Origin of the sequence: Nocardia sp. MH4 (assembly GCF_019266065.1) — a bacterium.
Classification (GTDB): Bacteria; Actinomycetota; Actinomycetes; order Mycobacteriales; family Mycobacteriaceae; genus Nocardia; species Nocardia canadensis.
On record NZ_LPNR01000094.1, the window covers coordinates 53,225 to 79,256 of the forward strand.

26 protein-coding genes are annotated in these 26,032 nt (G+C 70.2%); 7 read left to right on the forward strand and 19 right to left on the reverse strand.

Features of this window, described 5'->3' with window-relative positions; all coding sequences use genetic code 11:
- Positions 1-159 precede the first annotated feature (159 nt).
- Complete coding sequence (locus ATM97_RS12960) at positions 160-2,313, forward strand: thiamine pyrophosphate-dependent enzyme (RefSeq protein WP_218718249.1); 2,154 nt, start codon at positions 160-162, stop codon at positions 2,311-2,313.
- A gap of 74 nt (positions 2,314-2,387) precedes the next feature.
- Here ATM97_RS12960 and secG read toward each other — a convergent pair whose 3' ends face one another.
- Complete coding sequence (gene secG / locus ATM97_RS12965) at positions 2,388-2,621, reverse strand: preprotein translocase subunit SecG (RefSeq protein WP_218718250.1); 234 nt, start codon at positions 2,619-2,621, stop codon at positions 2,388-2,390.
- A gap of 34 nt (positions 2,622-2,655) precedes the next feature.
- Positions 2,656-4,242, reverse strand: coding sequence for an MFS transporter (locus ATM97_RS12970; protein ID WP_374104855.1), 1,587 nt, complete (start codon positions 4,240-4,242; stop codon positions 2,656-2,658).
- A gap of 117 nt (positions 4,243-4,359) precedes the next feature.
- Here ATM97_RS12970 and ATM97_RS12975 point away from each other — a divergent pair, with 117 nt between their 5' ends.
- Positions 4,360-5,148 carry an META domain-containing protein gene (locus ATM97_RS12975; protein WP_255587655.1) on the forward strand — a complete coding sequence of 263 codons (789 nt, stop codon included), beginning with the start codon at positions 4,360-4,362 and terminating at the stop codon, positions 5,146-5,148.
- Positions 5,149-5,210: 62 nt separating this feature from the next.
- Here ATM97_RS12975 and tpiA read toward each other — a convergent pair whose 3' ends face one another.
- The 7 genes from tpiA to uvrC form a co-directional block, all read right to left on the reverse strand.
- Positions 5,211-5,996 (reverse strand): triose-phosphate isomerase, encoded by a 786-nt coding sequence (gene tpiA / locus ATM97_RS34355; protein WP_255587656.1) that lies wholly within the window; start codon positions 5,994-5,996, stop codon positions 5,211-5,213.
- Positions 5,997-5,999: 3 nt separating this feature from the next.
- Positions 6,000-7,214 (reverse strand): phosphoglycerate kinase, encoded by a 1,215-nt coding sequence (gene pgk / locus ATM97_RS34360; protein ID WP_255587657.1) that lies wholly within the window; start codon positions 7,212-7,214, stop codon positions 6,000-6,002.
- 5 nt (positions 7,215-7,219) lie between these two features.
- Positions 7,220-8,236, reverse strand: coding sequence for a type I glyceraldehyde-3-phosphate dehydrogenase (gap, locus tag ATM97_RS12985; protein ID WP_218718252.1), 1,017 nt, complete (start codon positions 8,234-8,236; stop codon positions 7,220-7,222).
- Between the two features lie 203 nt (positions 8,237-8,439).
- The gene (gene whiA, locus ATM97_RS12990; RefSeq protein WP_019047780.1) at positions 8,440-9,423 is read right to left on the reverse strand and encodes a DNA-binding protein WhiA; all 984 of its coding nucleotides are present in this window, start codon (positions 9,421-9,423) and stop codon (positions 8,440-8,442) included.
- The gene (gene yvcK, locus ATM97_RS12995; protein WP_218718253.1) at positions 9,414-10,460 is read right to left on the reverse strand and encodes a uridine diphosphate-N-acetylglucosamine-binding protein YvcK; all 1,047 of its coding nucleotides are present in this window, start codon (positions 10,458-10,460) and stop codon (positions 9,414-9,416) included. The genes whiA and yvcK overlap by 10 nt, the downstream gene beginning before the upstream one ends.
- Positions 10,457-11,413, reverse strand: a complete 957-nt coding sequence (gene rapZ / locus ATM97_RS13000) for an RNase adapter RapZ (protein WP_255587660.1) — start codon at positions 11,411-11,413, stop codon at positions 10,457-10,459. The genes yvcK and rapZ overlap by 4 nt, the downstream gene beginning before the upstream one ends.
- Positions 11,414-11,532: 119 nt before the next feature.
- The gene (gene uvrC, locus ATM97_RS13005) at positions 11,533-13,521 is read right to left on the reverse strand and encodes an excinuclease ABC subunit UvrC (RefSeq protein ID WP_218718254.1); all 1,989 of its coding nucleotides are present in this window, start codon (positions 13,519-13,521) and stop codon (positions 11,533-11,535) included.
- A gap of 123 nt (positions 13,522-13,644) precedes the next feature.
- Between uvrC and ATM97_RS13010 the strand changes: the two genes are divergently transcribed.
- The gene (locus ATM97_RS13010; RefSeq protein ID WP_218718255.1) at positions 13,645-14,058 is read left to right on the forward strand and encodes a hypothetical protein; all 414 of its coding nucleotides are present in this window, start codon (positions 13,645-13,647) and stop codon (positions 14,056-14,058) included.
- A 57-nt stretch (positions 14,059-14,115) separates the two neighbouring features.
- Here the strand turns inward: ATM97_RS13010 and ATM97_RS13015 are convergent, their stop codons facing one another.
- Positions 14,116-14,820, reverse strand: coding sequence for an HAD family hydrolase (locus ATM97_RS13015; RefSeq protein ID WP_218718256.1), 705 nt, complete (start codon positions 14,818-14,820; stop codon positions 14,116-14,118).
- A 124-nt stretch (positions 14,821-14,944) separates the two neighbouring features.
- Here ATM97_RS13015 and ATM97_RS13020 point away from each other — a divergent pair, with 124 nt between their 5' ends.
- Positions 14,945-16,891, forward strand: a complete 1,947-nt coding sequence (locus tag ATM97_RS13020; protein WP_218718257.1) for a gamma-glutamyltransferase family protein — start codon at positions 14,945-14,947, stop codon at positions 16,889-16,891.
- Here ATM97_RS13020 and ATM97_RS13025 read toward each other — a convergent pair.
- From ATM97_RS13025 to ATM97_RS13045, 5 genes are all read right to left on the reverse strand, one after another.
- Positions 16,888-17,421, reverse strand: coding sequence for a GNAT family N-acetyltransferase (locus tag ATM97_RS13025; protein WP_218718258.1), 534 nt, complete (start codon positions 17,419-17,421; stop codon positions 16,888-16,890). The two genes, ATM97_RS13020 and ATM97_RS13025, sit on opposite strands and share 4 nt — an antisense overlap.
- A 10-nt stretch (positions 17,422-17,431) precedes the next feature.
- Positions 17,432-17,944 (reverse strand): PH domain-containing protein, encoded by a 513-nt coding sequence (locus ATM97_RS13030; RefSeq protein WP_218718259.1) that lies wholly within the window; start codon positions 17,942-17,944, stop codon positions 17,432-17,434.
- Complete coding sequence (gene ribH, locus ATM97_RS13035; RefSeq protein ID WP_218718260.1) at positions 17,941-18,417, reverse strand: 6,7-dimethyl-8-ribityllumazine synthase; 477 nt, start codon at positions 18,415-18,417, stop codon at positions 17,941-17,943. Before ribH ends, ATM97_RS13030 begins: the two co-directional genes overlap by 4 nt.
- A gap of 31 nt (positions 18,418-18,448) precedes the next feature.
- Complete coding sequence (locus ATM97_RS13040) at positions 18,449-19,693, reverse strand: bifunctional 3,4-dihydroxy-2-butanone-4-phosphate synthase/GTP cyclohydrolase II (RefSeq protein ID WP_218718261.1); 1,245 nt, start codon at positions 19,691-19,693, stop codon at positions 18,449-18,451.
- Positions 19,694-19,819: 126 nt separating this feature from the next.
- On the reverse strand, positions 19,820-20,443 hold the full coding sequence (locus tag ATM97_RS13045; protein ID WP_218718262.1) for a riboflavin synthase: 624 nt from the start codon (positions 20,441-20,443) through the stop codon (positions 19,820-19,822).
- 542 nt (positions 20,444-20,985) lie between these two features.
- On the opposite strand from ATM97_RS13045, the gene ATM97_RS13050 reads away from it, so the two are divergent.
- Entirely contained in the window at positions 20,986-21,456 is a 471-nt protein-coding gene (locus ATM97_RS13050) for a hypothetical protein (RefSeq protein ID WP_308248466.1), read from the forward strand.
- 13 nt (positions 21,457-21,469) lie between these two features.
- On the opposite strand, the gene rpe is transcribed toward ATM97_RS13050, so the two are convergent.
- The gene (gene rpe, locus ATM97_RS13055) at positions 21,470-22,123 is read right to left on the reverse strand and encodes a ribulose-phosphate 3-epimerase (RefSeq protein ID WP_218718275.1); all 654 of its coding nucleotides are present in this window, start codon (positions 22,121-22,123) and stop codon (positions 21,470-21,472) included.
- 98 nt (positions 22,124-22,221) lie between these two features.
- Between rpe and ATM97_RS13060 the strand changes: the two genes are divergently transcribed.
- Both ATM97_RS13060 and ATM97_RS13065 read left to right on the forward strand, forming a co-directional pair.
- Positions 22,222-22,644: an ATP-binding protein gene (locus ATM97_RS13060; protein WP_218718264.1), complete on the forward strand. Its 423-nt coding sequence runs from the start codon at positions 22,222-22,224 to the stop codon at positions 22,642-22,644.
- Positions 22,644-23,519, forward strand: coding sequence for an RNA polymerase sigma factor SigF (locus tag ATM97_RS13065; protein ID WP_218718265.1), 876 nt, complete (start codon positions 22,644-22,646; stop codon positions 23,517-23,519). Before ATM97_RS13060 ends, ATM97_RS13065 begins: the two co-directional genes overlap by 1 nt.
- A gap of 1 nt (position 23,520) precedes the next feature.
- Here the strand turns inward: ATM97_RS13065 and ATM97_RS13070 are convergent, their stop codons facing one another.
- The 3 genes from ATM97_RS13070 to ATM97_RS13080 form a co-directional block, all read right to left on the reverse strand.
- Positions 23,521-23,895, reverse strand: coding sequence for an MmcQ/YjbR family DNA-binding protein (locus ATM97_RS13070; RefSeq protein WP_218718266.1), 375 nt, complete (start codon positions 23,893-23,895; stop codon positions 23,521-23,523).
- A gap of 158 nt (positions 23,896-24,053) precedes the next feature.
- Positions 24,054-25,418 carry an RsmB/NOP family class I SAM-dependent RNA methyltransferase gene (locus tag ATM97_RS13075; protein ID WP_218718267.1) on the reverse strand — a complete coding sequence of 455 codons (1,365 nt, stop codon included), beginning with the start codon at positions 25,416-25,418 and terminating at the stop codon, positions 24,054-24,056.
- A gap of 170 nt (positions 25,419-25,588) precedes the next feature.
- Positions 25,589-25,852: a hypothetical protein gene (locus tag ATM97_RS13080; RefSeq protein WP_218718268.1), complete on the reverse strand. Its 264-nt coding sequence runs from the start codon at positions 25,850-25,852 to the stop codon at positions 25,589-25,591.
- Between the last annotated feature and the right edge of the window lie 180 nt (positions 25,853-26,032).

Genomic DNA, 26,032 nt, shown 5'->3' on the forward strand with positions numbered 1-26,032 from the left:
CCACCGGTCGACCTCGCGTGAACGCCCTGGTTCGACCACCGGAGCGCCTAGCATCGGAGTCCTGGGCAGGCCGGCGGAACGGACGTCGACTCGACTCGAGCGAGGAGTGCTGACGATGCGCGAGATTCGTGGAGTCGCCGCTTCGGGTCGGGTTCGACCATGAGCGGGCCGGTCGACCTCGACGCGGCATTCCGTACCGCCCTCACGGAGCTGACGGTCCCGCTGCGCACCGACGTGCCGCCGGCGATCGACGCGGCCGTCGGGATCGAGATCTTCGAATCCCAGGTCACCAGCAGGCATCTCGACCTGACCGCGCGCCGGCTCGGCGCCGCCCGGCAGGGGTACTACAGCATCGGGTCCTCGGGACACGAGGGCAACGCGGCGGTGGCGGCGGCTCTGCGCGTCGACGACCCCGCCCTGCTGCACTACCGCTCCGGCGCCTTCTTCGTGCAGCGGTGCCGCCGGGTGATCGGCCTCGATCCGATCCGGGACGTGCTGCTCGGTGTCGTCGCCGCGGCCGCCGATCCCATCTCCGGTGGCCGGCACAAGGTTTTCGGCAGCAAGCAGGCCGCGATCATCCCGCAGACCTCGACGATCGCCTCGCACCTACCGCGCGCCGTCGGTCTGGCCTTCGCGCTGGATCGGGCCGCGCGCCAGGAGGTGGCGTGCCCGTGGCCGGCCGACGCGGTGGTGGTGTGCAGTTTCGGTGACGCCTCGGCCAACCATTCCACCGCGGCGGGGGCGATCAACGCCGCCGTGCACGCGTCGCACCAGGGCGTGCCGATGCCGATCGTGTTCGTCTGCGAGGACAACGGTCTGGGCATCAGCGTGCCGACACCGCCGGACTGGATCGAACGCGACTACGGTCCCCGGCCGGGCCTGACCTACCTCGCCGCCGACGGCTGCGAGCTGCCCGACGTCCTCGGTGCCGCCGACGACGCGGTGCATCTCGCGCGGACCTGGCGGGTGCCGGTCTTCCTGCACCTGCGCACGGTGCGGCTGGGCGGGCACGCGGGCTCCGATGTCGAGGCGGCCTATCGCGGCCCGGCCGAGATCGCCGCCGACCTGGCCCGCGATCCGCTGCTCGGCACCGCCCGCTACCTGGTGTCCGCCGGGATCGCCGACACCGCCGACCTGCTGGCCCGCTACGACCGCATCGGCGGGCTCGTGCGGGAGACGGCCGAGAAGGTGGTGCGCGAACCCCACCTGAGCTCGGCGGGCGCGGTCACCGAGCCGCTGGCGCCCGCCACCCCCGACGCGGTCCGGGCCGATGTGCTGCGGGGCCACGCCGATTCACCGGTGCCACCGATGACGCTGGCCCAATCGATCAACCACACCCTGGGCGAACTGCTGGCCCGCGATCGCGACGTGCTGGTCTTCGGCGAGGACGTCGGTCGCAAGGGCGGGGTCTACGGCGTCACCAAGGGGCTGCGCAAACGGTTCGGCGCGCGCCGGGTCTTCGACACGCTGCTCGACGAACAGAGCATCCTCGGGACCGCGCTGGGCACCGCGCTGGCGGGCTTCGTGCCCATTCCGGAGATCCAGTACCTGGCCTATGTTCACAATGCCGCCGATCAGATCCGGGGTGAGGCGGCGACGCTGTCGTTCTTCTCGAAGGGTCAGTACCGCAATCCGATGGTGGTACGGATCGCGGGGCTCGCCTATCAGAAGGGCTTCGGCGGCCACTTCCACAACGACGATTCCCTGGCGGCGCTGCGGGACATCCCCGGCGTCGTGCTGGCCGTACCCGCCCGCGCCGACGACGCGGCGGCGATGCTGCGGACCTGTGTCGCCGCCGCCAGGGTCGACGGCCGCGTATGCCTGTTCGTCGAGCCGATCGCGCTGTACCACACCCGGGATCTGCATCCCGGCGACGAATCCTGGCTCGCCGCACCGACATCCGACCATGTCCCGATCGGCCGCGCCCGCGGCTACGGCGAAGGCACCGATCTCACCGTGGTCACCTTCGGCAACGGGGTGCCGATGAGCCTCCGTACCGCGGATCGGCTGGCCGCGCAGGGGATCCGGGTGCGGGTCCTGGATCTGCGCTGGCTCAATCCGCTCCCGGTCGCCGACCTACTCCACCACGCCGAGGCGAGCGGACGCGTGCTCGTCGCCGACGAGACCCGCCGCAGCGGCGGGGTGTCGGAATCGGTGTTCGCGGCCCTCGTCGACGCGGGATTCCAGGGCACGCTCGCCCGCGTCACCAGCGCGGACAGCTTCGTTCCACTCGGCCCGGCGGCGGACACGGTCCTGCTGAGCGAGGACGCCATCGAGGCCGCGGCACAGCGGGTCGTCTGGTCGGTGCGCTGACGACCTCGGCGCAGACGAAAACCTGCCGTCACGCGGTGCGTGGCGGCAGGGTCGAGCGCGGAGTTCGGGCGAACTCAGGCGAACTTGATCTCCAGGCCGATGCCGAGGATCGCGATCAGCCAGACCAGGCCGACGAAGATCGTGATGCGGTCGAGGTTCTTCTCGACCACGGTGGAGCCGGACAGGCTCGACTGGACGCCGCCACCGAACAGGCTGGACAAGCCGCCGCCCTTGGCGCGGTGCAGCAGCACCAGCAGCACCAACAGCACGCTGGTGATCACAAGGAGGATATCGAGGAACAGCGACATGGCGACCATCCTATGGGGTCGACGGGCGGTGGGTCTAACCAGGCTCGACCGCGACCAGGTGGGAGACCGTCTGCGCCCCGGCCGACCAGCCCGCGACCATCAGCTCGATCTCCTCGTCGCGCGCGGTCAGGCGGACCCGATGCTGGTGCATGTGCTCGGCCCACGACCGCACGACGAACGCCTCGACGAATCGGTCGACGGTGCCGACATCACGGTAGAGCCGCCATTCCATCGCCCCGGTGCGCTGGCGGGACCGCCCGACCAGCGCCATCGACTCGGTGAACACCGCGACGTCCTCGGGCGGCACGTCATAGCCGCGCATCACCAGGACCGGGCCGTCCTCCGGGTCGGGTTCGACGACGAGCTGCGGTTCCGGCCAGAAGGCCGCCGGGGAGAGGTCGATCTCCTCCACGTTGTGCCGGATCGGCCACCACACCGTGCTCACCGCGCAGCAGGCCAGCAGGACCGCCGCGATCAGCAGCGCCGCCACCGCACCGTACGCGCCGGCGACCAGACCCCACAGCAGTGAGCCGATGGCCTGCCCACCCATGAACACCAGCATGTACACCGACAGCCCGCGGGCCCGCACCCAGGCGGGCAACAATAGCTGCATCGTCGAGTTCAGCGTCGACATCGCCAGCAGCCAGGCCAGCCCCGCCCCGATCAGCAGGATCAGCACGACCGGCACGCTGGGCACCAGCGCGGTCGCCACCGCGCCGAGTCCGAACAGCACCGCCGCCAGCGCGAGCCGCTGGGTGGGCGTGAACAGCACCCGCAGCCGGGACAGCGCCAGCGCGCCGCAGACGGCGCCGAGTCCGAGCGCGCCGAGCAGCAAGCCGTAGCCGTCGGAGGCCAGGCCCAGCCGATCGTGCGCGATCACCGGCAGCAGCGACCACACCGCGCTCGCCGGCGCGATGAACAGGATGGCGCGAAAGAGCACCCGCCGGATCGCGGGCGCCGCGCGGATGAACCGGGTGCCCGCCTGCAGCGCCGCGAGCGGACGTTCGCTGGGCAGGATGCGCGGCCGCGTCGGCCACGTCGACATCAGCAGCACCACGACGATGCCGACGAACGAGACGGTGTTGAACCCGAAGACCACTGTCGGCCCGGCGATCGAGACGATCACACCGGCCACCGCGGGCCCCACCGCGCGGCCGATATTGACGCTCATGCTGCCCAGCGCCGCCGCGGAGGTGATCTGGTCGCGCGGCACCAGCTCGGGCTGGATCGCCTGCCAGGCGGGCGCGGTGAGCGCCTGTCCACAGCCGAGCAGGAACAGCAGGGTCAGCAGGACCGCGGGCGTCGTGTGCCCGGTCGCGGTGGACACGGTGAGGGTCAGCGAGGCCAGCGCCATGCCGGTCTGCGCACCGATCAGCAGTCTGCGCCGGTCGACCAGATCGGCGAGCACCCCGGACGGGATGGACAGCAGCATCACCGGCAGCGCGAGCGCGGTCTGCACGAACGACACCAGGGCCGCCGCGTTCGGCGCGTCGACCAGGATCCACTGCGCGCCGACCGTCTGCATCCAGGTGCCCAGATTCGACACCAGCTGCGCGATCCACAGCGCCCGGTACACCGGCGACCGCAACGGCGCCCACGTCGACACCGGTTCGGCCGCCACGCTGCTCACCCGCCGAGCATATCCCTGGCGAACGGCCGGGAACGGGTGCGCAACGGTGCGCGACCCGGTGCGGTCGGACGACGGATTCGCCGCACCCCGAGACGTACGATGGGCGACATGTCGGCAACACTGATCCGTCTCGCCGCGCTCTGTGTGCTCGCCACCGCCGCGGCCACGGCCTGTTCGTCCGCCGAGGAGCCGAAGGCACCCGACGACACGGCCACCCCGATGGGACACACGTATATCTCCACCGAGGTCGACGGCGACACGATCCCCGGCGGCGGCCCGATGACGCTGACCTTCGCCGACGGCCGCATCTCGGCGAACTCCGGCTGCAACACCAGCAGCGGCACCGTCGACCTGAGCGACCACGTCCTGCGCACGTCCCCGCTGGCGGGCACCATGATGGCGTGCGCCGGCGAGCGCGGCCGCGCCGACGCCTGGCAGAACACTTTCCTGGAGTCCGCCCCCACCTGGCGCCTCGACGGCGACAAACTGACACTGACCGGCACGTCGGTCACCGTCCATCTCACCGACAAGAAGATCGTCACCCCGGACAAGCCGCTGACCGGCACCACCTGGGTGGTCACCACGCTGATCACGCCGCAGGGACAGGTCCGCTCCACCACCCTCGACGAAGTGAGCCCGAACCTGACGATCGGCGAGGGCGGCACCGTCAACGGCATGGCCGGCTGCAACCGGATGACCGGCACGGCCGGCGTCGGCCCCGGCGACGCGGTGAACTTCGCGATCGCCACCACCAAGATGATGTGCGCGCCGGAGGTCATGGAGGTGGAGAGCAGCGTGCTGCGCGCCCTCGACGGCCGCACGACCGCCACCATCGACGGCGACACCCTCACCCTGCGCAACGACAACGGCAACGGCCTGGTCCTGCACGCGCAGTAGCGGCGAACGACACAGGGCCGGAAACCTCGTCGGTTTCCGGCCCTGCGCGTAGCTCTACCCGATCAGGGCAGCGGCCCACCCGCGGCGATCGCCGACAGGGTGGCGAACTCGTCCGCCTTGAGCGAAGCGCCGCCGACCAGCGCGCCGTCGATGTCGGCCTGACCGACCAGCTCGCCGACGTTCTTGGCGTTGACCGAACCGCCGTAGAGCACGCGGACACCCGCGGCGACCTCCGGCGAGGCCAACTCGGCCAGTTCGGCCCGGATCGCGCCACAGACTTCCTGCGCGTCCGCCGCCGAGGCGACCTTGCCCGTACCGATCGCCCAGACCGGCTCGTAGGCGATGACGACCTGCGAGATCTGCTCGGCCGTCAGGCCTTTCAGCGAACCGCGCAGCTGCTCGAGGTTGTACTCGACGTGCGTGCCCGCCTCGCGGATGCCCAGACCCTCACCGATGCAGACGATCGGGGTGATCTCGTTCTTCAGCGCCTGCTTGGCCTTGGCCAGCACGGTCGCGTCGTCCTCGTTGTGGTACTGACGACGCTCCGAGTGCCCGACCACCACGAAGGTGCAACCCAGCTTGGCCAGCATCGACCCGCTGATCTCACCGGTGTAGGCGCCCGAGTCGTGCACCGACACGTCCTGCGCGCCGTAGGTGAGCAGGAGCTTGTCGCCCTCGACCACCGACTGCACACTGCGCAGGTCGGTGAACGGCGGGATCACCGACACGTCGACCTTGGCGAAGTACTTCTCCGGCAGCGCGAAGGCCACCTTCTGCACCAGCGCGATGGCCTCGAGGTGGTTGAGGTTCATCTTCCAGTTGCCTGCGATGAGCGGCTTACGTGCCATCGCTCAGCCCTCCAGCACCGAAATACCGGGCAGCTCTTTGCCTTCCAGATATTCCAGAGACGCGCCACCACCGGTGGAGATGTGCGAGAAGCCGTCGTCGGGCAGGCCGAGCGTGCGCACGGCGGCCGCCGAGTCGCCGCCGCCCACCACGGTGAACGCGCCCTTGCCGGTCGCGGTCACGATGGCCTCGGCCACCCCGCGGGTGCCCGCGGCGAACTTCTCGAACTCGAACACGCCCATCGGGCCGTTCCAGAACACCGTCTTCGCCTCGGTCAGCAGCGCGGAGAACCGGGCCACCGACTCGGGGCCGATGTCCAGGCCCATCCAGCCGTCGGGGATCTCGGTCGAGGCGACGGTCTTCGCATCGGCGTCGGCGGCGAACTTGTCGGCCGCGACGATGTCGACCGGCAGGTGCAGCACGTCGCCGAAGCGCTCGAGCAGATCCTTGCAGGTGTCGATCATCTCTTCCTGCAGCAGCGAGGTGCCCACCGAAAGGCCCTGTGCGGCAAGGAAGGTGAAGCACATGCCGCCGCCGATCACCAGGGTGTCGACCTTGGGGGCCAGCGCCTCGATGACCGCGAGCTTGTCGGAGACCTTGGAGCCGCCGAGCACCACGGCGTAGGGACGAGCCGGGTCCTGGGTGAGCTTCTGCAGCACCTCGACCTCGGCCGCCACCAGCGTGCCCGCGTAGTGCGGCAGCTGCTGGGCGACGTCGTAGACCGAGGCCTGCTTGCGGTGCACCACACCGAAACCGTCGGAGACGAACGCGCCGTCGTCGCCGACCAGCTCGACATAGGCGGCCGCCAGCTTCGCCCGCTCGGCGTCGTCCTTGCTGGTCTCGCGCGCGTCGAAACGCACGTTCTCCAGCAGCAGCACGTCGCCGTCGGTGAGGCCTTCCGAACGCGAGAGCGCGTCGTAGCCCACCACGTCACCGGCCAGCTGGACGTTGCGGCCCAGCAGCTCCGCCAGCTTCACGGCCACGGGGGCCAGCGAGTACTTGGCGTCCGGCTCGCCCTTGGGGCGGCCCAGGTGGGCCATGACGACCACCTTGGCGCCGGCCTCGACCAGCGCCTGGATGGTCGGCACCGAGGCGATGATGCGGCCCGGGTCGGTGATCTGTCCGTTGTCGTCGAGGGGGACGTTCAGGTCGGAGCGCACGAGCACGCCCCGGCCCTCGACACCCTCGGCCAGGAGATCCTGCAGTGTCTGAACAGTCATCGCGGTCAGAGCGACTTGCCGACGAGACCGATGAGGTCGGCGAGGCGGTTGGAGTAGCCCCACTCGTTGTCGTACCAGGACACGACCTTGACCTCGTTGCCGATGACCTTGGTCAGCGGGGCGTCGTAGATCGAGGAGTGCGGGTCGGTGACGATGTCGCTGGACACGATCGGGTCCACGTTGTACTTCAGGATGCCCTGCAGCGGGCCCTCGGCGGCAGCCTTCATCGCGGCGTTGATCTCGTCGATGGTGGCCGGCTTCGCCAGGGTCGCGGTCAGGTCGGTGACCGAGCCCGTCGGGACCGGAACGCGCAGCGCGTAGCCGTCGAGCTTGCCCTGCAGCTCGGGAAGCACCAGGCCGATGGCCTTGGCCGCGCCGGTGCCGGTGGGCACGATGTTCAGGGCCGCGGCGCGGGCGCGACGCAGGTCCTTGTGCGGCGCGTCCTGCAGGTTCTGGTCCTGGGTGTACGCGTGGATGGTGGTCATCAGGCCCTGTACGATGCCGAACTCGTCGTTGAGGACCTTGGCGATGGGGCCGAGGCAGTTGGTGGTGCACGAGGCGTTGGAGATGATGTTCTGGCTGCCGTCGTACTTGTCGTCGTTGACGCCCATCACGATGGTGATGTCCTCGCCGGAGGCCGGCGCGGAGATGATGACCTTCTTGGCGCCCGCGGACAGGTGGCCCTTGGCCTTGGCGGCGTCGGTGAAGATGCCGGTCGACTCCACGACGATGTCGACACCCAGGTCACCCCACGGCAGCGCCGACGGGCCCTCCTTGATGGCCAGCGCCTTGATGCGCTGCTCGCCCACGACGATCACGTCACCGTCGACGGAGACGTCCTGCGGCAGCCGACCCAGGATGGAGTCGTACTTCAGCAGCGTGGCGAGGGTGTTGATGTCGGTGAGGTCGTTGACCGCGACGATCTCGATATCGGTCTTGCCGACAGCCTTCAGCGCCTCCACCGCACGGAAGAAGTTACGTCCGATACGACCGAAGCCGTTGATACCTACCCGGACAGTCACGTTATCGCTCCTCAGCTTTCAAGCGGATTCATTCCGACGGGAACCACAGTAGTAGCCGACACCGGCTTCACGACAGCCACCTGCGATTTGTGAGGTTCCCGGCCCCCTGCCTGCGGGAACCACAGAATAGAGGGCAGAGCGGTCATGTATGACCGCTCTGCCCTAAACGTCGGATTCGCCACAGCGCACAGCGAATGCCCGGGTTACGCGTCGTCGAGCAGCTCCGCCGTCACCGCCGACTCGGTGTCGGGAATACCCAGGTCCTTGGCCCGCCGATCGGCCATCGACAGCAGGCGCCGGATCCGGCCCGCCACCGCGTCTTTCGTCATCGGCGGCTCGGCCAGCTGCCCCAGCTCCTCGAGCGAGGCCTGCCGGTGCTGGACCCGCAGCCTGCCCGCGGCGGCCAGATGGTCGGGCACGTCGTCGGCGAGGATCTCCAGCGCCCGCTCCACCCGCGCGGCCGCGGCGACGGCCGCCCGCGCCGAGCGGCGCAGGTTGGCGTCGTCGAAGTTGGCGAGCCGGTTCGCGGTCGCCCTGACCTCGCGGCGCATCCGGCGCTCTTCCCAGGTGAGCCTGGTGTCCTGCGCGCCCATCCGGGTGAGCAGGGCGCCGATCGCCTCGCCGTCGCGCACCACGACTCGGTCGGTGCCGCGCACCTCACGAGCCTTGGCGGTGATGCCGAGCCGACGAGCCGCACCGACCAGGGCCAGCGCGGCCTCCGGGCCGGGGCAGCTCACCTCGAGCGCCGAGGACCGGCCCGGCTCGGTCAGCGAGCCGTGCGCGAGAAACGCTCCGCGCCAGGCCGCTTCGGCGTCGCCGATACTGCCGCCCACCACCTGGGCGGGCAGGCCGCGAACCGGGCGTCCGCGCACGTCGAGCAAACCGGTCTGGCGGGCCAGCGCCTCACCCTCCTTCGACACCCGCACCACGTAGCGGGAGGTCTTGCGCAACCCTCCCGCGCCGAGCACGTGCACGTCGGAGCCGTACCCGTAGAGCTCGAAGATCTCCCGGCGCAGTCGCCGCGCGATGGAACCCATGTCCACCTCGGCCTCGACGATCACCCGGCCCCCGACGATGTGCAGACCGCCCGCAAATCGCAGCAGGGCCGACAATTCCGCCTTGCGCGAGCTGACCTGCGACACCACGAGCCTGCTCAGCTCGTCCTTCACCTCGGCTGTCATCGCCACGAGACGCGCTCCTTTCCCACCGACCCGGAACGCACATCCGATCCCGTGTGCCGTCCCTCGACTCGAAGCCCTGCCAGTTGCGGCCGCGGCGCCCGGATCAGCTGATCCAGTGCGGCGGCAAGTTTTCCGGGATGATGCCGATCCGTTCCCGGCTCGGCGACATCGCAGAACGTTACCCGTGCGCGCAACTGTTCGGCGGCTCTTGCCACATGTTCCCGTTGCCGCCCCTCGGGCACCGACGCCGAGTCGACGAGCACCTCGTCGACCGCGAAATCCGGTGCGTGCTGGGACAATACATGCAGGTGACGTTCGGCGGAAAAGCCGGCCGTCTCGCCCGGCTCGGCGGCCAGGTTCAACACGAGCACCTTGCGTGCCCTGGTGTGTACCAGCGCGTCGTGCAGTTGCGGCACCAGCACATGCGGGATGACGCTGGTGAACCATGAACCCGGGCCCAGCACAACGACATCCGCGTGCTCGATGGCCGAGGTGGCCTCGGGGCTGGCAGGCGGATCGGACGGAATCAGCCGCACCCGCCGGACCTTACCCGGCGTGGTCGCCACCGCAACCTGGCCCCGCACACTGCGCCCGATCCGCGGATCCGATTCCAGGCCCGAGACTTCGGCCTCGATGTCGAGCGGAACCGGCGACATCGGCAGCACCCGGCCGGTGATCCGCAGCAGTCTGCCCACCTCGTCGAGTGCGGCCACCGGATCACCGAGGACATCGGTGAGGCCGGCCAGGATCAGATTGCCCACCGAATGGCCTGCCAGCGCGCCGGTGCCGCCGAAGCGGTGCTGCACCGTCGTCGTCCACACGCCGTCGGCGTCCTCGGACAGCGCGGCCAGCGCCATCCGCAGGTCGCCCGGCGGCAGCATGCCCAGTTCGCCGCGCAGCCTGCCCGAAGACCCGCCGTCGTCGGCCACCGTGACGACCGCGGTGATCCGCCTGGTCAGCCTGCGGACCGCCGTCAGGGTCGCGTAGAGCCCGTGTCCGCCGCCCAGCGCGACGACGGCTGGGTCGGCTTCCCATCCGCTCATTCGCGCCCCAGATCCCGGTGCACGACGCGGACGACGTCCACGGCCGCGTGCCCGGTATCGGCGCCGATGCGCTCACCGAGTGCCTCGGCGATCGCGACGCTGCGATGCTTGCCGCCGGTGCACCCCACTGCCACCGTCATGTATCGCTTCCCCTCTTGGCGGTATCCGGTCGTGGTCAGGTCGACGAGATGGTGGCAGGTCTGCAGGTAGTCCTGCGCACCCGGCCTCGACAACACGTAGTCGCTGACCACCGATTCCTGACCCGTGTGTTCCCGCAGTTCGGGAATCCAATGCGGGTTGGGCAGGAATCGAACATCCAACACCATGTCGGCGTCGAGTGGAACACCGTACTTGAACCCGAACGACTGCACGGTCAGTTGCAGCGCGGCGGGCGCGCCCGCGCCGTAGACCTCCTCCAGCTTGCGGTGCAGCTGGTGGATCGACAGCTCGGTGGTGTCGATGACGACATCGGCCGCCGCCTTGACCGCCGCGAGCCGGACCCTCTCGGCCGTCAGACCGGCCGAGAGGGTGCCGTCGGGGCTGTCGCTCTGTAGTGGATGCCTGCGCCGGGCGAAACCGAATCGCCGGATCAGCACGTCGTCGGAGGCCTCGAGGAACAGCACTCGTGTCCGGATGCCCGCCGAGCGCAGTTGCTCGGTGACACCGGAGAGGTCACCGGTGAAGAAGCGGCTGCGCACGTCCATGACCAGCGCCAGACGCCGGATCGGTGGTTCGGCGGCGGCGCCCAGCTCGATCATCCGCCCGATCAGTTCGGGCGGCAGGTTGTCGGTGACGTACCAGCCGAGATCCTCCAATACGCGCGCGGCGGTGCCGCGGCCCGCGCCGGACAAGCCGGTCACGATGACCACTTCTACTGGTTGCTGTGTATCGGAGACCGCCCCGGCCTGTCCGGGTACCGCCCCCGCATTATTGTTCGATTCGACGCGTGTCATGTCCTACCGGATCCGTTTCTGGGTGCCTTTCGATCATCCCGCACCGGTTCGGGTATCGGGCGCAGACACACAACGTACGGCACTCGCAATGTTGCGTCCTGCGATCCGCCCCTCCTCGGCTACGGGCTGTTCAGCGCTTCCAGCACTGCTTTCGCCGTGGAGACCCCGATGCCGGGCACCGATGTGATCTCGTCGACAGTCGCGTCCTTGATCCGGGCGACCGAACCGAAGTGGGTGACCAGCGCGGTCCGCCTCGCCTCACCGAGTCCCTTCACCGAGTCCAGCGCCGAGGCCGTCATCCGGCGCGAGCGCTTGCTGCGGTGGAAGGTGATCGCGAAGCGGTGCGCCTCGTCGCGCACGCGTTGCAGCAGGTAGAGCGCCTCGCTGTTGCGCGGCATGATCACCGGGTCGGGTTCGCCCGGCACCCACACCTCTTCGAGGCGCTTGGCCAGGCCGATCACCGCGACATCGGTGATGCCGAGTTCGTCGAGCACCTCGGCGGCCGCGGCGACCTGCGGCGCGCCACCGTCGACGACGTAGAGGTTCGGCGGATAGGCGAAGCGGCGCGGCTTACCGGTGGTCGGATCGACCCCGGGGCGCGAGGTCGGCTCGTCGGCGTCGTCGACCTCGACGTCGACGGCCTGCTGCCGGTCCTTGGCGAGCCGGGCGAAGCGGCGCCGGGTCACCTCGGCGATGCTGCCGACGTCATCGGAGCGGCCGTCGCCCGCCGCCTCCTTGATCGCGTAGTGCCGGTAGTCGGACTTGCGGGCCAGCCCGTCCTCGAAGACCACCAGCGAGGCGACGACATCGGTGCCCTGCACGTGACTGATGTCGACGCACTCGATCCGCAGGGGCGCGCTGTCGAGATCGAGGAAATCCTGGATATCTTGCAGCGCTTGGGATCTGGAGGTCAGATCGCCCGCGCGCTTGAGTTTGTGCTGGGCCAGCGCCTCGCCCGCGTTGCGCTGCACGGTCTCGGCCAGCGCCTTCTTGTCACCGCGCTGCGGCACGCGCAGCGAGACGGCCGAGCCGCGCAGCCTGCTCAGCCAGTCCTGGATCTCCTCGGCGTCGGCGGGCAGTTCGGGGACCAGCACCTCGCGCGGCACCACCACCACGTCGCCGTCGGCGTTCTGGTCGGCCAGCGCGGCCTGCTCGCCGTAGAACTGGGTGAGGAACTGCTCGACCAGCGCCGCGAGTTCGGTGCCGGACTCGGCGACATCGAGCGCGTCACCGGACTTGTCGACCACCCAGCCGCGCTGGCCGCGCACCCGCCCGTCGCGGACGTGGAAGATCTGGACGGCGGCTTCGAGTTCGTCGGTGGCGAAGGCGATCACGTCGGCGTCGGTGCCGCTGCCGAGGACCACGGCCTGCTTCTCCAGCGCGCGCCGCAGCGCCTGCACGTCGTCGCGCAGCCGGGCCGCGGTCTCGAAGTCCAGGTCGTCGGCGGCCTCGTGCATACGCCGTTCCAGCGCGCGCACCATCTTGTCGGTCTTGCCAGAGAGGAAGTCACAGAAGTCGTCGACGATCTGGCGGTGCTCGCCGGCGGTGACCCGACCGACGCACGGCGCCGAGCACTTGTCGATGTAGCCGAGCAGGCAGGGTCGCCCGATCTGGTTGTGCCGCTTGAAGACTCCGTTGGAACAGGTGCGCGCGGGGAACACGCGCAGCAGCAGGTCGAGGGTCTCGCGGATCGCCCAGGCGTGCGCGTAGGGACCGAAGTAGCGCACGCCCTTCTTGCGCGCGCCGCGGTAGACGAACAGCCGCGGATACTCCTCGTCGAGCGTCACCGCGAGCACCGGATAGGTCTTGTCGTCGCGGTAGCGGACGTTGAACCGCGGATCGAATTCCTTGATCCAGTTGTATTCGAGCTGCAGAGCCTCCACCTCGGTGGACACCACGGTCCACTCGACGCTCGCGGCCGTGGTCACCATCTGCCTGGTCCGCGGGTGCAGCGAGTACACGTCGGCGAAGTAGGAGTTCAACCGGCTGCGCAGGCTCTTGGCCTTGCCGACGTAGACGACGCGCCCGTGCACGTCCCGGAACTTGTAGACACCGGGTTCGACGGGAATGGTGCCCGGCGCCGGCCGGTACGTCGCGGGATCTGCCACCCATCCAGCCTAGCGAGCGCGTCCGACAGACCGGCACCGCCGACCGCGCACCGGCGGTGGGCCGGCCGGGCGCACGCGCTGTGTAGCGTGGAGGCCCGGACTCCGTGCCGGAAAGGACCTTCGATGACCAACGCGCCCACCCTCCCCGCCGACGACCTGTTCGACGACGAGGCGACCCCGGCCGGGGTGATGCCGGGCAGCGTGCGCGGTGCCCGGTTGATCGCCTGCGTCGCGACGCTGGTCGGCATCGTGCTGATCGCGGTCACTGTCGCGCTCGGCACCCACGGTTCACTCGGCGTCCTGATCGCGGGCTACCTGCCGACGTTCGCGCTGGTCCCGTTGGCGGTGCTGTTCGGACGCGGTGGCGACCTCGTCAGAAAGGCCGCGATCGGCGTCGCCGGGCTGGCCGGGCTGGTCTCGTGCACCGGGATCCTCACCGGGCTCCCACCAGGTGCCGTCGGCATCGTCGCCAACGGCGCGATCGTCGCCCTGCTGCTGCGTCCCACGGCCTCGGCCTGGTTCACCCGCGAGCGCTGAGCGGACGCGCGCTCCCGGTGACCGTCGTACCGCGGTGGTTCGCCGGCCCCGCCCCGATCAGGTGGTCGCGGCGCCGTCGAGACCGATGCCGTGGGCGCTGAGCGCCGCGATCAGGGCGCGCGGACGGTCAGCGGTCGGCAGTGGCTCGACGAGGGCGAACCGCGCGCCCAGCGCGGCGGCGCCGCCGTCGGCCTCGGCGCTGTCGCCGATCATCAGCACCCGTTCCGGGTCGACGCCGAGCCGGTCGGTGGCGTCGCGGAAGATCGCGGCGTTCGGCTTGATCGCGCCGACCTCGTAGGACAGCGTCATCGCGCCGACCAGTGCGTCCCAGCCGTGTTTCGCGAAGGCGGGGCGGATGTCGAAGGCGATATTGCTGACGATGCCGATCGGAATGCCCTGGGCGGACAGGGCTTCCAGCACGAGGCCGGTGTCGGGGTACGGGGTCCACGCCAGCGGGTCGATGAGGCGGTCGTACAGGCGCGTGGCCTGGGTGTCGGGGACACCGGAGCCGCGCAGCACCTCGAGGTAGGCGTGCCGGTGCAGGGCCGGGTCGAGATCGCGGTGGTCCCAGGCATGCTGACCCGCCGCGTCGAAGGTCATGAACTGCTCGACGGGGGCCGTCATCCGGCGCAGCACTTCGGCTTTCGCGGCGACGTCGAACGGGGTGCCGTCGTCGCCGATCAGCTCGTCGGCCCAGGTCCGATCGTCCTCCAGGCGGAAGACCGTGCCGGAGAAGTCGAACAGCACCGCGTCGATGTCCATGTCGCCAGGGTAGCGAGCCCGCGACCGGTCGCCGGGCGGAAACTGCTTCGTCAACCGAACATTCGCGTGCCCGTCACCGGGAAATAATCGGCCGGGCCGGGCCGCGCGGGGTTACGCTGCCAGGATGACGCCAAGGCGACGGACGTGGATCGGGGCCGCGGCGGCCGGACTTCTCACGGTGGGTCTGCTGACGGGCTGCTCGTCCGAGGACTCCGCGGCAGCCGAGTGCACGAGTACGCCGAACGGTACGCCCGTCTCGGCCGCTCCGGCGACGAACGCCCCGACCACGCAGAACCTCAGCACGAACCCGGAGATCGCGTCGGGCTACCGCTCGGGCATGACCGCGGTGCGCACCCGCACCTACGCGGTCTCCACCGCGAACCCGCTGGCCACCGAGGCCGCGTGCCGGGTACTGCGGGACGGCGGCACCGCTGCCGACGCGCTGGTCACCGCACAGGCGGTGCTCGGGCTGGTCGAGCCGCAGGCCTCCGGCATCGGCGGTGGCGCGTTCCTGGTGCACTACGACGCGAAGTCACGCACCGTCGAGGCCTACGACGGCCGCGAGACCGCGCCCGCCGCGGCCACCGAGAACTACCTGCGCTGGGTCAGCGACACCGACCGCACCGAACCGGCCCCGAACACCCGGGCCAGCGGACGCTCGATCGGAGTGCCCGGGGTGCTGCGGATGCTCGAACTCGCCCATCGCGACCACGGGCTGACCGCGTGGAAGGAACTGTTCGACCCGGCGATCAGCCTGGCCGACAGCGGTTTCGAGATCAGTCCCCGGCTGGCGGGCCAGATCGCCGAGTCGGCCAAGGACCTGGCCGCCGACGAGGACGCCCGCGGGTACTTCCTCGAGGCGGACGGCTCGCCGAAGAAGTCCGGCACCGTCCTGACCAACCCGGCCCTGGCCAAGACGCTGTCCGCGATCGCGGGCGACGGCGCGCAGGCGTTCTACAGCGGCGCCATCGCCCAGGACATCGTCGAGGCGGCGGGCAGCACCGCGGGCGGGCGTACGCCCAGCCTGCTGACCGCCGGCGATCTGGCCGGGTACCAGGCCAAGAAGCGCACCGCGCTGTGCACCGGCTACCGCAAGTTCGAGCTGTGCGGCATGCCCGCGCCGTCCTCCGGCGGCAGCACCGTCGCCGCCACGCTGGGCATCCTGGCCAACTTCGACATCCCGTCGTTGCGCCCCCAGGACCTCGACGCCGACGGCGGTCGGCCCGACGCGCAGGCCGTGCACCTGATCTCCGAGGCCGAGCGGCTCGCCTACGCCGACCGCAACAAGTACGTCGCCGACCCGGATTTCGTTCCACTGCCGGGCAATTCGGTGCTCTCGCTGGTGCATCCGCAGTACCTCAAACAGCGGTCCACCTTGATCGACCCGCAGCGCAGTATGGGCACCGCGAAGCCGGGCGACCTCGGGCCGGTCCCGCTGGGCAACGGCCCGCAGCCGCCCGAGCACGGCACCAGCCACATCTCCGTCGTCGACAAGTACGGTAACGCCGCCGCCATGACCACCACGGTCGAGTCGGCGTTCGGTTCGTTCCACTTCGTCGACGGTTTCGTGCTCAACAACCAGCTCACCGATTTCGCCGCCGACCCGCTCGACCCGGACGGCACCCCGGTGGCCAACCGCCTGCAGCCCGGCAAGCGCCCGCGCAGTTCGATGGCGCCCACCCTGGTCTTCGACCGCGACGACGCGGGCAACCGCGGCGACCTCACCTTGGTCACCGGGTCCCCCGGCGGCTCGGTGATCATCCAGTTCGTGGTGAAGACCCTGATCAACACCCTGGACTGGGGCCTGGACCCCCAGCAGGCGGTCTCGGGCGTCTCCTTCGGCGCGGGCAACACCCCGGTCACCGGCATCGGCGGCGAACACCCCGCCATCGACGCCACCGACAACGGCGACCACGACCCCCTCGTCCAGCGCCTGCGCGCGATGGGCCACCAGGTCTCGGTAGCACCGCAATCGAGCGGCCTGAGCGCCCTGCAACGGGACGGCAAGGACGGCTGGATCGGCGGCGCCGACCCCCGCCGCGAAGGCGCCGTCCTCGGCGACACCCGCTAAGGCCGCGCCCCCATCGGATACAGCTCGACCTCGGCCACCCGCACCGGGTCGGTCACCCGGAAGCCGAACCGCTCGTAGAACGGCACGTTCGACGCCCGGGTCGCCACCAGGAACGCAGGCCCGGCGGCGCTGTCCATGCGCCGCCGGATCAGCTCGGCCGCGTGCCCACGACCCTGCCGATCCGGGCGGGTGCCGATGGTCGCGAGATACAGGTGCGGCTCGTGCGGCCGGGTGCCGTCGATACTGCGCAGCGCGGGCAGCGCCTTGGGCAGGCTCCGGCCGAGGGCACGCAGCAGCGTGATCCGCTTGGCGAGGGTCGACTCCACCCCGGGCGGCTCCCACATCGCGACGGCGGCGACGGAGCCGTCGTCGGCGTAGGCGAGGTCGACCGCGCCGTGCCGGCGACGGGAGGCCAGACGCGATTCCCACAGCAGCGGCAACGCTTTTCGGCGGCGTGCTGGGTCCGGCCAGACGTAGCTCATCAGTGGATCGTCGGCGAAGGCGGCGGCCAGGACCTGCGCGGGCGTCATGCCCGCGAGACTACCGAGCCGGGTCGGTGCCGGGTGCGGCGTACTTGGCGCCGAGTTCGCGGAGGCGTTCGATGGCGTCGGCGGCGTGGGACTTGTCGTTGGAGCGGATCGCGAGCATGGGGACGTAGTCGTCGTCGGCCAGTTCGAGGCGGGCCCAGGACTTGCGGTCGGGGAAGGACGCGCCACGGATGTAGGACCAGGGGTACTCGTGGTCACCGAGGATGTTGCGGACCGAGACGCCCGCGGCGCCCGCGCGCACCCGGGGACGGGTGAGCAGCAGGACCGCGGCCGCGCCCAGCACGCCGATCAGGATCATCGCGATCTGGTCGGCGAAGCGAAAGTTCACACCGGTCGAGCCGGTGCGCAGCAGCAGACCGCCGAAGGTGAAGAAGACCAGGATGACGATCGCGACGACCACCGAGGTCCGGATCGCCCGGCGCGGACGGACCTCGAACTCCCAGGCCGACTCCGGTTCGGGGGCACCCGAACCGCGCCGCCAGGTCCGCACCACCGGCACGGTCACGCCGATCGCAGCGCGCGCAGGGTGAGCGCGGCGTCGAGGGCGGCGGCACAGGCCTGCTCGCCCTTGTCCTCCGCCGAACCGGGCAGCCCGGCGCGGTCGCGCGCCTGCTCCTCGTCGTTGGTGGTCAGCACACCGTTGGTGACGGGAGTGGCCGCGTCCAGCGACACCCGGGTCAGGCCCGCGGTCACCGCGTCACACACGTACTCGAAATGCGGTGTGCCACCACGGATCACCACGCCCAGCGCGACGACGGCGTCGTGCGTGCGGGCCAGTTCCTGGGCGACCACCGGCAGTTCCATCGCACCGGCGCAGCGCACCACGGTCACCTGCTCGACGCCGGCTTCCTTCGCGACCCGCTGCGCGTTGGCGACGAGGGTGTCGCAGATCTCGGTGTGCCAGCGCGAGGCGACGATGCCGAGCTTGAGGTCTTTGGCCTGGGCCAGCGCGAAGGACGGGACACCCGTGCCGCTCATCGTTGTCGCCTTTCGGGAGTGTGCGTGGTGATCACTGCGCGGTTTCGCCCAGATCCAGGTCGTCCAGGCCGATCAGGTCGTGGCCCATCCGATCCCGTTTGGTGCGCAGGTAGTGCAAGTTCTCGGCGTTGGCGCGCAGTGGCATCGGCACCCGCTCGGTGATCCGCAGGCCGTACCCGTCGAGCCCGACACGCTTGGCCGGGTTGTTGGTGAGCAGACGCATCGACCGGATGCCGAGGTCGACCAGGATCTGCGCCCCGGTGCCGTAGTCGCGCGCGTCGGCGGGCAGGCCCAGATCGAGGTTGGCGTCGACGGTGTCGCGGCCGGTGTCCTGCAGCTGATAGGCCTGCAGCTTGTGCATCAGGCCGATGCCGCGGCCCTCGTGCCCTCGCATGTAGAGCACGACACCGCGGCCCTCGGCGTCGACCATCTCCAGCGCCGCGTCCAGCTGCGGACCGCAGTCGCAGCGCAGCGAACCGAAGACGTCGCCGGTCAGGCACTCGGAGTGCACGCGCACCAGCACGTCCTCGCCGTCGGCGATGTCGCCGCGCACCAGCGCGACGTGCTCGGCCTCGTCGAAGATGCTCTGGTAACCGACCGCCTTGAAATCGCCGTGCGCGGTCGGGATCCGCGCCTCGGCCACCCGCACGACGTGCTTCTCGTGCTTACGCCGCCAGGCGATCATGTCGGCGATCGAGATCATCGCCAGGTCGTGTTCGTCGGCGAAGACCCGCAGCTCGTCGGTGCGGGCCATGTGGCCGTCGTCCTTCTGGCTGACGATCTCGCAGATCACGCCCGCCGGGCGCAGTCCGGCCATCCGGGCCAGATCGACCGCGGCCTCGGTGTGGCCGGGGCGACGCAGCACGCCGCCGTCCTTGGCGCGCAGCGGCACCACGTGACCCGGCCGGGTGAACTCGTCGGCCTTGGCCTGGGCGCTGGCCAGCAGCCGCATGGTGACCGCGCGGTCCGCGCCGGAGATGCCGGTGGTGATGCCCTCGCGCGCGTCGACCGAGACGGTGTAGGCCGTGCCGTGCTTGTCCTGGTTCATCGCGTAGGCGGGCGGCAGGCCGAGGCGGTCACAGTCGTCGCCGGTCAGCGGCACGCAGATGTAACCGGAGGTGTAGCGGATCATGAACGCGACCAGCTCCGGGGTGGCCTTCTCGGCCGCGAAGATGAGATCGCCCTCGTTCTCACGATCCTCGTCGTCCACGACGACGACAGCCTTACCGGCCGCGATATCGGCGACCGCGCGCTCGATGCTGTCCAACCTGGTCACGTCTGCTTGCTCCGTAATCTTGGCGGCCGGGGCCGCGTGTTTCTCGGCCTGCCGGCCTCGATTCGCATCGGATACCACATTACGACGTGCGATCGGTGGTTCCGATGACCGCATGCCGCCTGGTGGTCATCCGCGCTGGGCGAGTCGCTCCACGTACTTCGCGATCACATCGACCTCGAGATTCACCATGGTGCCGACCGGGGCGGTGCCCAGCACGGTCAGCGCCAGCGTGGTCGGGATCAGCGACACCTCGAACCAGTCGCGATTGCCGTCCGCGGCGGGCTCGTCGGCGATGCCGAGGCCCGAGACGGTGAGGGAGACGCCGTCGACGGTGATCGAGCCCTTCTCCACCACATACCGCGCGATCGCGTCGGGCAGCGAGATCCGCACGACCTCCCAGTTCTCCGACGGGGTCCGCGAGAGGACGGTGCCGGTGCCGTCGACGTGGCCCTGCACGAGGTGACCGCCGAGGCGGCTGTCGAGCGCCGCGGCCCGCTCGAGGTTGACCCGGGAGCCGGCGACCAGCGCGCCGATGCTCGACCGGTTCAGTGTCTCGGCCATGACGTCCACGGTGAAACTGTCGCCGTCGACCACGTCGACCACGGTCAGACAGACACCGTTGACGGCGATCGAATCACCGTGTCCGGCATCGGAAGTCACCAGCTTGCCGCGGATCGTCAACCGGGCGGCGTCGGCCAGCTGTTCGGTGGCGACGATCTCGCCCAGCTCTTCGACGATCCCTGTGAACATGCCTGCACTCCCTTGTCGCGTCATCCGTACCCGTTGGGCCCAACAGCAGGTGCGTGGCCGCTATTCCCGGCGGTACCCGCTCGCGCACAGCCTAGTGGCGAGCTCCGTGAGCCCCGACGGGTCGGGGTCGAATCAGACCTCGAGCATGATCACGTCCGGGAAAACGAGCGGCGGCGCATCGAACAGTCGGCAAACAGACATCGACATGACGCAACCCCACCGTTAATCATTCCGGCGGTAATCGTTCAATCGAATTTTCGGCGAACCGGTCCCGGCCATTCACTCGACGGCTCTAACCTGGCTTTTACCCCGGAATTCCGAACTCGAAACACGGTGATTCGAATGCTTGCGCCGCGGATGCCATTGACGCAATATTGTTACGTCACCGATTCTTGCCGTTCAACTGATGATCATGGGCAGGTCGGTGGCGCATCCGACCTGCGGCCAGGCCGCGGGGAGTTCGACCCAGGGATAGTCCACCACTCCAGGAAGTCAGACAACACTGTGGGTCACAACAGGTTCGAAAGATGTGGGGGTGCCGCGTGAGCACATTGGTCGATTCCACGCTGGAAATTCGTTGCGTCCGTTATCGGCGGGAACTCCACCTGCCCGCGACGATCGATCCGGACTCCCGTCGCATTCTGCTCCAGATCGGCGCGCATTACGGCGCGGTCACCATGCCGGGTGATCTCGGCGAGCGGGTGCAGGCCCGGTTGCGCGGCGCCGCGATCGCGGGCCCGGTGGTCGACCACCCACGGGCCAGGCGCTGGACGTTCCTGACCGGCCCGTGCCGCCCCGAGACCCTGACCGCCACCGCCTCCGCCGAGTTGTTCCGGCTCTACGCCACGGTCGCGTGCAACGGCAGCCAGATCGTGCTGCCCTCGCCCGACGACGAGCGCACCGGCTACCGCACCTGGGTGCAGGCTCCGGAGGCCGCCGACAACCGGCCCCCGCTGCACGCCGTGATCGACGCGGCGCGGGCGCTGGGCACCCGCAAACTCCGCTCCCTCTGACCGGATTCGCGCGCTACAGCCAAGCCGACGTCGCCATGCTGCGCAGGGTCTGCACGGCGGCGCCGGGATCGGCGGTGTTGTAGACGGCCGAGCCGGCGACGAAACAATCGATGCCGGCCGCGGCGGCCTGTTCGATGGTGTCGGTATTGATGCCGCCGTCGATTTCCACGACGAGCCGCAATTCGCCCGCGTCGACGAGATTGCGCACGATCCGCGCCTTCTCCAGCACGCCCGGGATGAACGACTGCCCGCCGAAGCCGGGTTCCACGCTCATCACGAGCAGGGTGTCGAATTCCTTGAGGATTTCCAGGTACGGCTCGATCGGGGTGTTCGGCTTGACCGAGAGCCCGGCCTTGGCGCCCGCGGCGCGGATGTCGCGGGCCACCGCGATCGGGTCGTCGGTCGCCTCCGCGTGGAAGGTGACGTTGTAGGCGCCCGCCTCGGCGTAGCCCGGCGCCCAGCGGCCCGGGTCGTCGATCATCAGGTGGCAGTCGAAGGGGATGTCGGTCGCCTTGAGCAGACTCTGCACGACGGGCAGGCCGAGTGTGAGGTTCGGCACGAAATGGCCGTCCATCACGTCGACGTGGAGCCAGTCGGATCCTTCGACAGCGGCGGCCTCGGCGGCCAAATTCGCGAAGTCCGCAGACAGGATGGACGGGGCGATCATCGGCGCGGCCGGGCGGGTGAACGTCGGTGTGGACACAGCGCGCAAGTGTAGCGACCAAATGGTGATTGCCCTGCCGGGATGTGGGTAGCCTCCATAGGGTGACCAATTTTTCGGCGGAACAAGGGCTGTTCAGCGCCCCGGTGGAGATTCGCGTAGCAGCATCACTGAACCAGCTGCCGATCCTGCGCGGGCTGGCCGAAACCCTGGTCCTACTCAGCGATTTCACCCTCGACGAGGTCGCCGACGTGCGCCTGGCCGTGGACGAGGTCTGCTCGACGCTCATCGCGATCGCCGCGCCCGATTCGGCGCTCACCTGCGAATTCGTCGTCGGTGACACCGAACTGCTGGTGCGCGTCGACGGGGTGGCCGCGACCGAGGGCATGCCCGACCAGCGCAGCTTCGGCTGGCATGTGCTGCGCACGCTCAGCGACGAGGTGACCGCCGATCAGGCGGGCTTCGACGCGGCCGTGTCCGGCTATCCGACGACGGTCCGATTCCGTCGGGTCCGGGGGAAGGCGTAGTGCACGGCGAAGACACCACCGAAGACCACAAGCCCGACCAGGAGACCCGCGCCGACACCGTCACCGAACCGGAGAACCCCGCCGAGGACACCGTCGACGACACCGAGACCGAGGAACCGGTCTCTGGATACGACGACGTCAGCGTCCTGTTCGAGCGGCTGGCGGCGACCACGCCCGGCAGCGTCGAGCACGCGGTGGCGCGTGACGCGCTGATCAACCGCTGCATCCCCCTGGCCGACCACATCGCCAGGAAGTTCAGCGGTCGCGGCGAACCGTTCGACGATCTGTCGCAGGTGGCGCGTGTCGGCCTGGTGCACGCGGTGGACCGGTTCGACCTCAGCCGCGGCTCGAACTTCCTGTCCTTCGCGGTGCCCACGATCATGGGTGAGGTCCGGCGCTACTTCCGCGACAACACCTGGGCGATGCGGGTCCCGCGCCGGGTCAAGGAGACCCACCTCCGGATCGGGGCCGCGGTCGACCAGCTGTCGCAACGGCTGGGCCGCTCCCCCACCGCGAAGGAGATCGCGGCCGAGCTCGAGGTCGACCCCGACGAGGTCACCCAGGCGGTCATCGCGGGCAACGCGTATCAGCCGACCTCGATCGATGCCGCGTCGGTCGGTCGCGACAGCGACGCGTCGCTGCTCGACACCCTGGGCGAGGAGGAATCGCAGTTCGACCGGGTCGAGGAGTACATCGCGGTCCGTCCGCTGCTGGCCGGGCTGCCCGAACGCGAGCGCCGCATCCTGACGATGCGCTTCTTCGAATCGATGACCCAGACCCAGATCGCCGCCCAGCTGGGAATCTCCCAGATGCACGTCTCGCGCATCCTCGCGAAAACCCTTGCCCGCCTGCGCGAATTGTCCGAACGGGACTGAGCTACCCGTCGCGCCGGGACAACGACGTCCCCGCCGCGCCCTGCCGTTCGCGCCGCATCCGAGCCGGCGCCCGCAGCCACCAGGCACTGTCGACGAGTTCGGCGAGCTGGTCGGGATCGACCGCCGTGAGATCGATCAGGATGAACGGATGCCCGTCGTAGTGCGGTGTCGTATAGAACGCCGGGTCGCCGGCGGCCAGCAGCGCTTCCTTCTCGGCCGGTTCACACAGCAGGGCCAGGCCGCCCTCGGCCTCGACGCGTAACCGCGCGAAGCCCTTGCCACCGACTTTCAGTCCCGGAGTGCGCCACCAGGTGCCTTCCTCGACACCCGGTAGCGCCGTCGCCACCGCGACCACCTGTTCCCATGTCATCGCCATGCACCGATTCTGCGCCGCCGCGGGGCGCGACGATTGGACGAATGTCGCGTGTCTGCCCGTCGCCGGGTCCAACTCCGACGAGGGCAGCGCGGCCCGCGGCGACGCAGCGCAGCGGGTACCTGGCGTGATGTCGACACCGCCGCGTCGGCGGCGCCGGGTCAGCCGAGCGGTTTGCGCAGGGCCGCGAGGAACATCGCGTCGGTGCCGTGGCGATGCGGCCACAACTGTGCCGACGGGCCGTCGCCCAGATCGGTGACACCGGGCAGGTACTCGCGGGTGTCGAGTTGCTCGGCGCCCGAGCGGCGGACGAAATCGCCGACGACGCCGACGGTTTCGGCCAGATGCGGCGAGCAGGTCGAGTACACGACCACCCCGCCGGGGCGCAGCAGGTCCCAGGCGGCGGCGAGCAGTTCGCGCTGCAGGGTGACCAGTTCCGGCACATCGGCCGGGGTGCGCCGCCAGCGCGCTTCCGGACGGCGGCGCAGCGCGCCGAGACCCGTGCACGGCGCATCGACGAGGATACGGTCGTAGCCTGGGGTCAGCCCGCTGTCGCGGCCGTCGGTGACATGCACGGTGACCGGCAGCCCACGGGTGGACTTGCGGACCAGTTCGGCCCGGTGCTCGGCCGGTTCGACGGCGTCGACGGTGAACAGGTCGATCGCGGCCAGCGCGCCCAGCAGGGCCGCCTTGCCACCCGGGCCCGCGCAGAGATCGAGCCAGCGGCCCTGATCCGGGCCGTCCAGGGGCGCCCTGGTCAGCGCGAGGGCGACCAGCTGACTGCCCTCGTCCTGGACGGCCGCGATGCCCTCGCGGACCGGTTCCAGCTGACCGGGGTCGCCGCCGTCGAGGTACACCGCGTACGGCGACCAGCGGCCCTCCTCGCCGCCGGTGACCAGCGCGAGTTCCTCGGCGGTGATCTCACCGGGCCGCGCGACCAGGTGCACGACCGGGCGCTCGTCGTCGGCGGCCAGCAGCGCGCCCAGCTCGCCCGCCCGCGCGCCGAGCGCGTCGGCGAAGGACTGGGCGATCCAGGTGGGATGGGCGTATTCGAAGGCGAGACCGCCGACGGGATCGGCGGGCGCCAGTTCGGCCACCCACTGCTCGACCGTCTTCTCCCCCGCCCGGCGCAGCACCGCGTTGACGAAACCGGCACGGCCCTGGCCGAATTCGGCGCGGGCCAGGTCGACGGAGGTGTCGACCGCGGCGTGCGCGCTCGTGCGGGTGCGCAGCAGCTGGTAGACGCCCAGGCGCAGGATGTCGAGGATCGGCCCGTCGATCTCGGCGACCGGGCGGCCGGCGCACGCCGCGATCACCGCGTCGAGCTGCCCCTGCGACCGGCTCGCACCGTAGGTGAGTTCGGTCGCGAACGCGGCATCGCGTCCGCTGATCTTGCGCTCGCGCAACAGCTTCGGCAGCACCAGGTTGGCGTAGGCATCGCGATCACGTACCGCGCGCAGCACATCGAGGGCCACTTCGCGCGCCGGATCGACGGGCTCGCCGCGCCGCTTGCGCGGACTCGGCACACTCGGATCCGGCCGATCCTCACGCCTGCGCTCGGTACCTCGCCCGGCCTGGCTACCGCCACGCTCACTCGCCGGCCGTTTGCCACCACGCGCGGCATCGCCGCCCGTGCGAGCACCACCGTCGCGCCCCGCGCCCCCACGAGAATCCCCGGCGCCACCGCGCGAATCCGTCACGCGCGCACCGCGATCCCCGGCAGGCCGACCGCCGGTCGCACCACCACGACCCTGCGGACCACCCGATCGGTCGTCCCGACCACGCCGATCGTCGGCGCGACCGCTCGCCCGTGTGCCGTCGCCACCGCGATCATCCGCAGACGCGCGCCGGTCGTCCCCACGACTCCGATCGCCACCGCGACCCCGGAGATCGCTCGCACGACCCCTCTCGCCGCCACCGCGCGAATCGTCCGCGCCACGCCGCCGGTCGCCCGCGCCACGAGCGCCCTCGTCGCTGCCGCTCGAGCCCCGGCCCCGCTCGTCCCGACGCCAGTCGCTCGCGCCACGCCCACTGGCACTCTCGCGCCGGTCGTCCGTACCGCCGTACCGCCGATCGGCGGCCTCACCGCGAGCGTCCGCCCAGCGCGCACCGCCGGTGCGCTGCGGAGCTCCGCCGCCCG

What these genes read in the sequence shown, in the direction of transcription:
- ATM97_RS12960 (WP_218718249.1), top strand. Translation starts at nt 160, where the DNA reads ATGAGCGGGCCGGTCGACCTCGACGCGGCATTCCGTACCGCCCTCACG.
- secG (WP_218718250.1), bottom strand. Translation starts at nt 2,621, where the DNA reads ATGTCGCTGTTCCTCGATATCCTCCTTGTGATCACCAGCGTGCTGTTG.
- ATM97_RS12975 (WP_255587655.1), top strand. Translation starts at nt 4,360, where the DNA reads ATGTCGGCAACACTGATCCGTCTCGCCGCGCTCTGTGTGCTCGCCACC.
- tpiA (WP_255587656.1), bottom strand. Translation starts at nt 5,996, where the DNA reads ATGGCACGTAAGCCGCTCATCGCAGGCAACTGGAAGATGAACCTCAAC.
- pgk (WP_255587657.1), bottom strand. Translation starts at nt 7,214, where the DNA reads ATGACTGTTCAGACACTGCAGGATCTCCTGGCCGAGGGTGTCGAGGGC.
- yvcK (WP_218718253.1), bottom strand. Translation starts at nt 10,460, where the DNA reads ATGAGCGGATGGGAAGCCGACCCAGCCGTCGTCGCGCTGGGCGGCGGA.
- rapZ (WP_255587660.1), bottom strand. Translation starts at nt 11,413, where the DNA reads ATGACACGCGTCGAATCGAACAATAATGCGGGGGCGGTACCCGGACAG.
- ATM97_RS13010 (WP_218718255.1), top strand. Translation starts at nt 13,645, where the DNA reads ATGACCAACGCGCCCACCCTCCCCGCCGACGACCTGTTCGACGACGAG.
- ATM97_RS13015 (WP_218718256.1), bottom strand. Translation starts at nt 14,820, where the DNA reads ATGGACATCGACGCGGTGCTGTTCGACTTCTCCGGCACGGTCTTCCGC.
- ATM97_RS13020 (WP_218718257.1), top strand. Translation starts at nt 14,945, where the DNA reads ATGACGCCAAGGCGACGGACGTGGATCGGGGCCGCGGCGGCCGGACTT.
- ATM97_RS13025 (WP_218718258.1), bottom strand. Translation starts at nt 17,421, where the DNA reads ATGACGCCCGCGCAGGTCCTGGCCGCCGCCTTCGCCGACGATCCACTG.
- ribH (WP_218718260.1), bottom strand. Translation starts at nt 18,417, where the DNA reads ATGAGCGGCACGGGTGTCCCGTCCTTCGCGCTGGCCCAGGCCAAAGAC.
- ATM97_RS13045 (WP_218718262.1), bottom strand. Translation starts at nt 20,443, where the DNA reads ATGTTCACAGGGATCGTCGAAGAGCTGGGCGAGATCGTCGCCACCGAA.
- rpe (WP_218718275.1), bottom strand. Translation starts at nt 22,123, where the DNA reads ATGATCGCCCCGTCCATCCTGTCTGCGGACTTCGCGAATTTGGCCGCC.
- ATM97_RS13070 (WP_218718266.1), bottom strand. Translation starts at nt 23,895, where the DNA reads ATGGCGATGACATGGGAACAGGTGGTCGCGGTGGCGACGGCGCTACCG.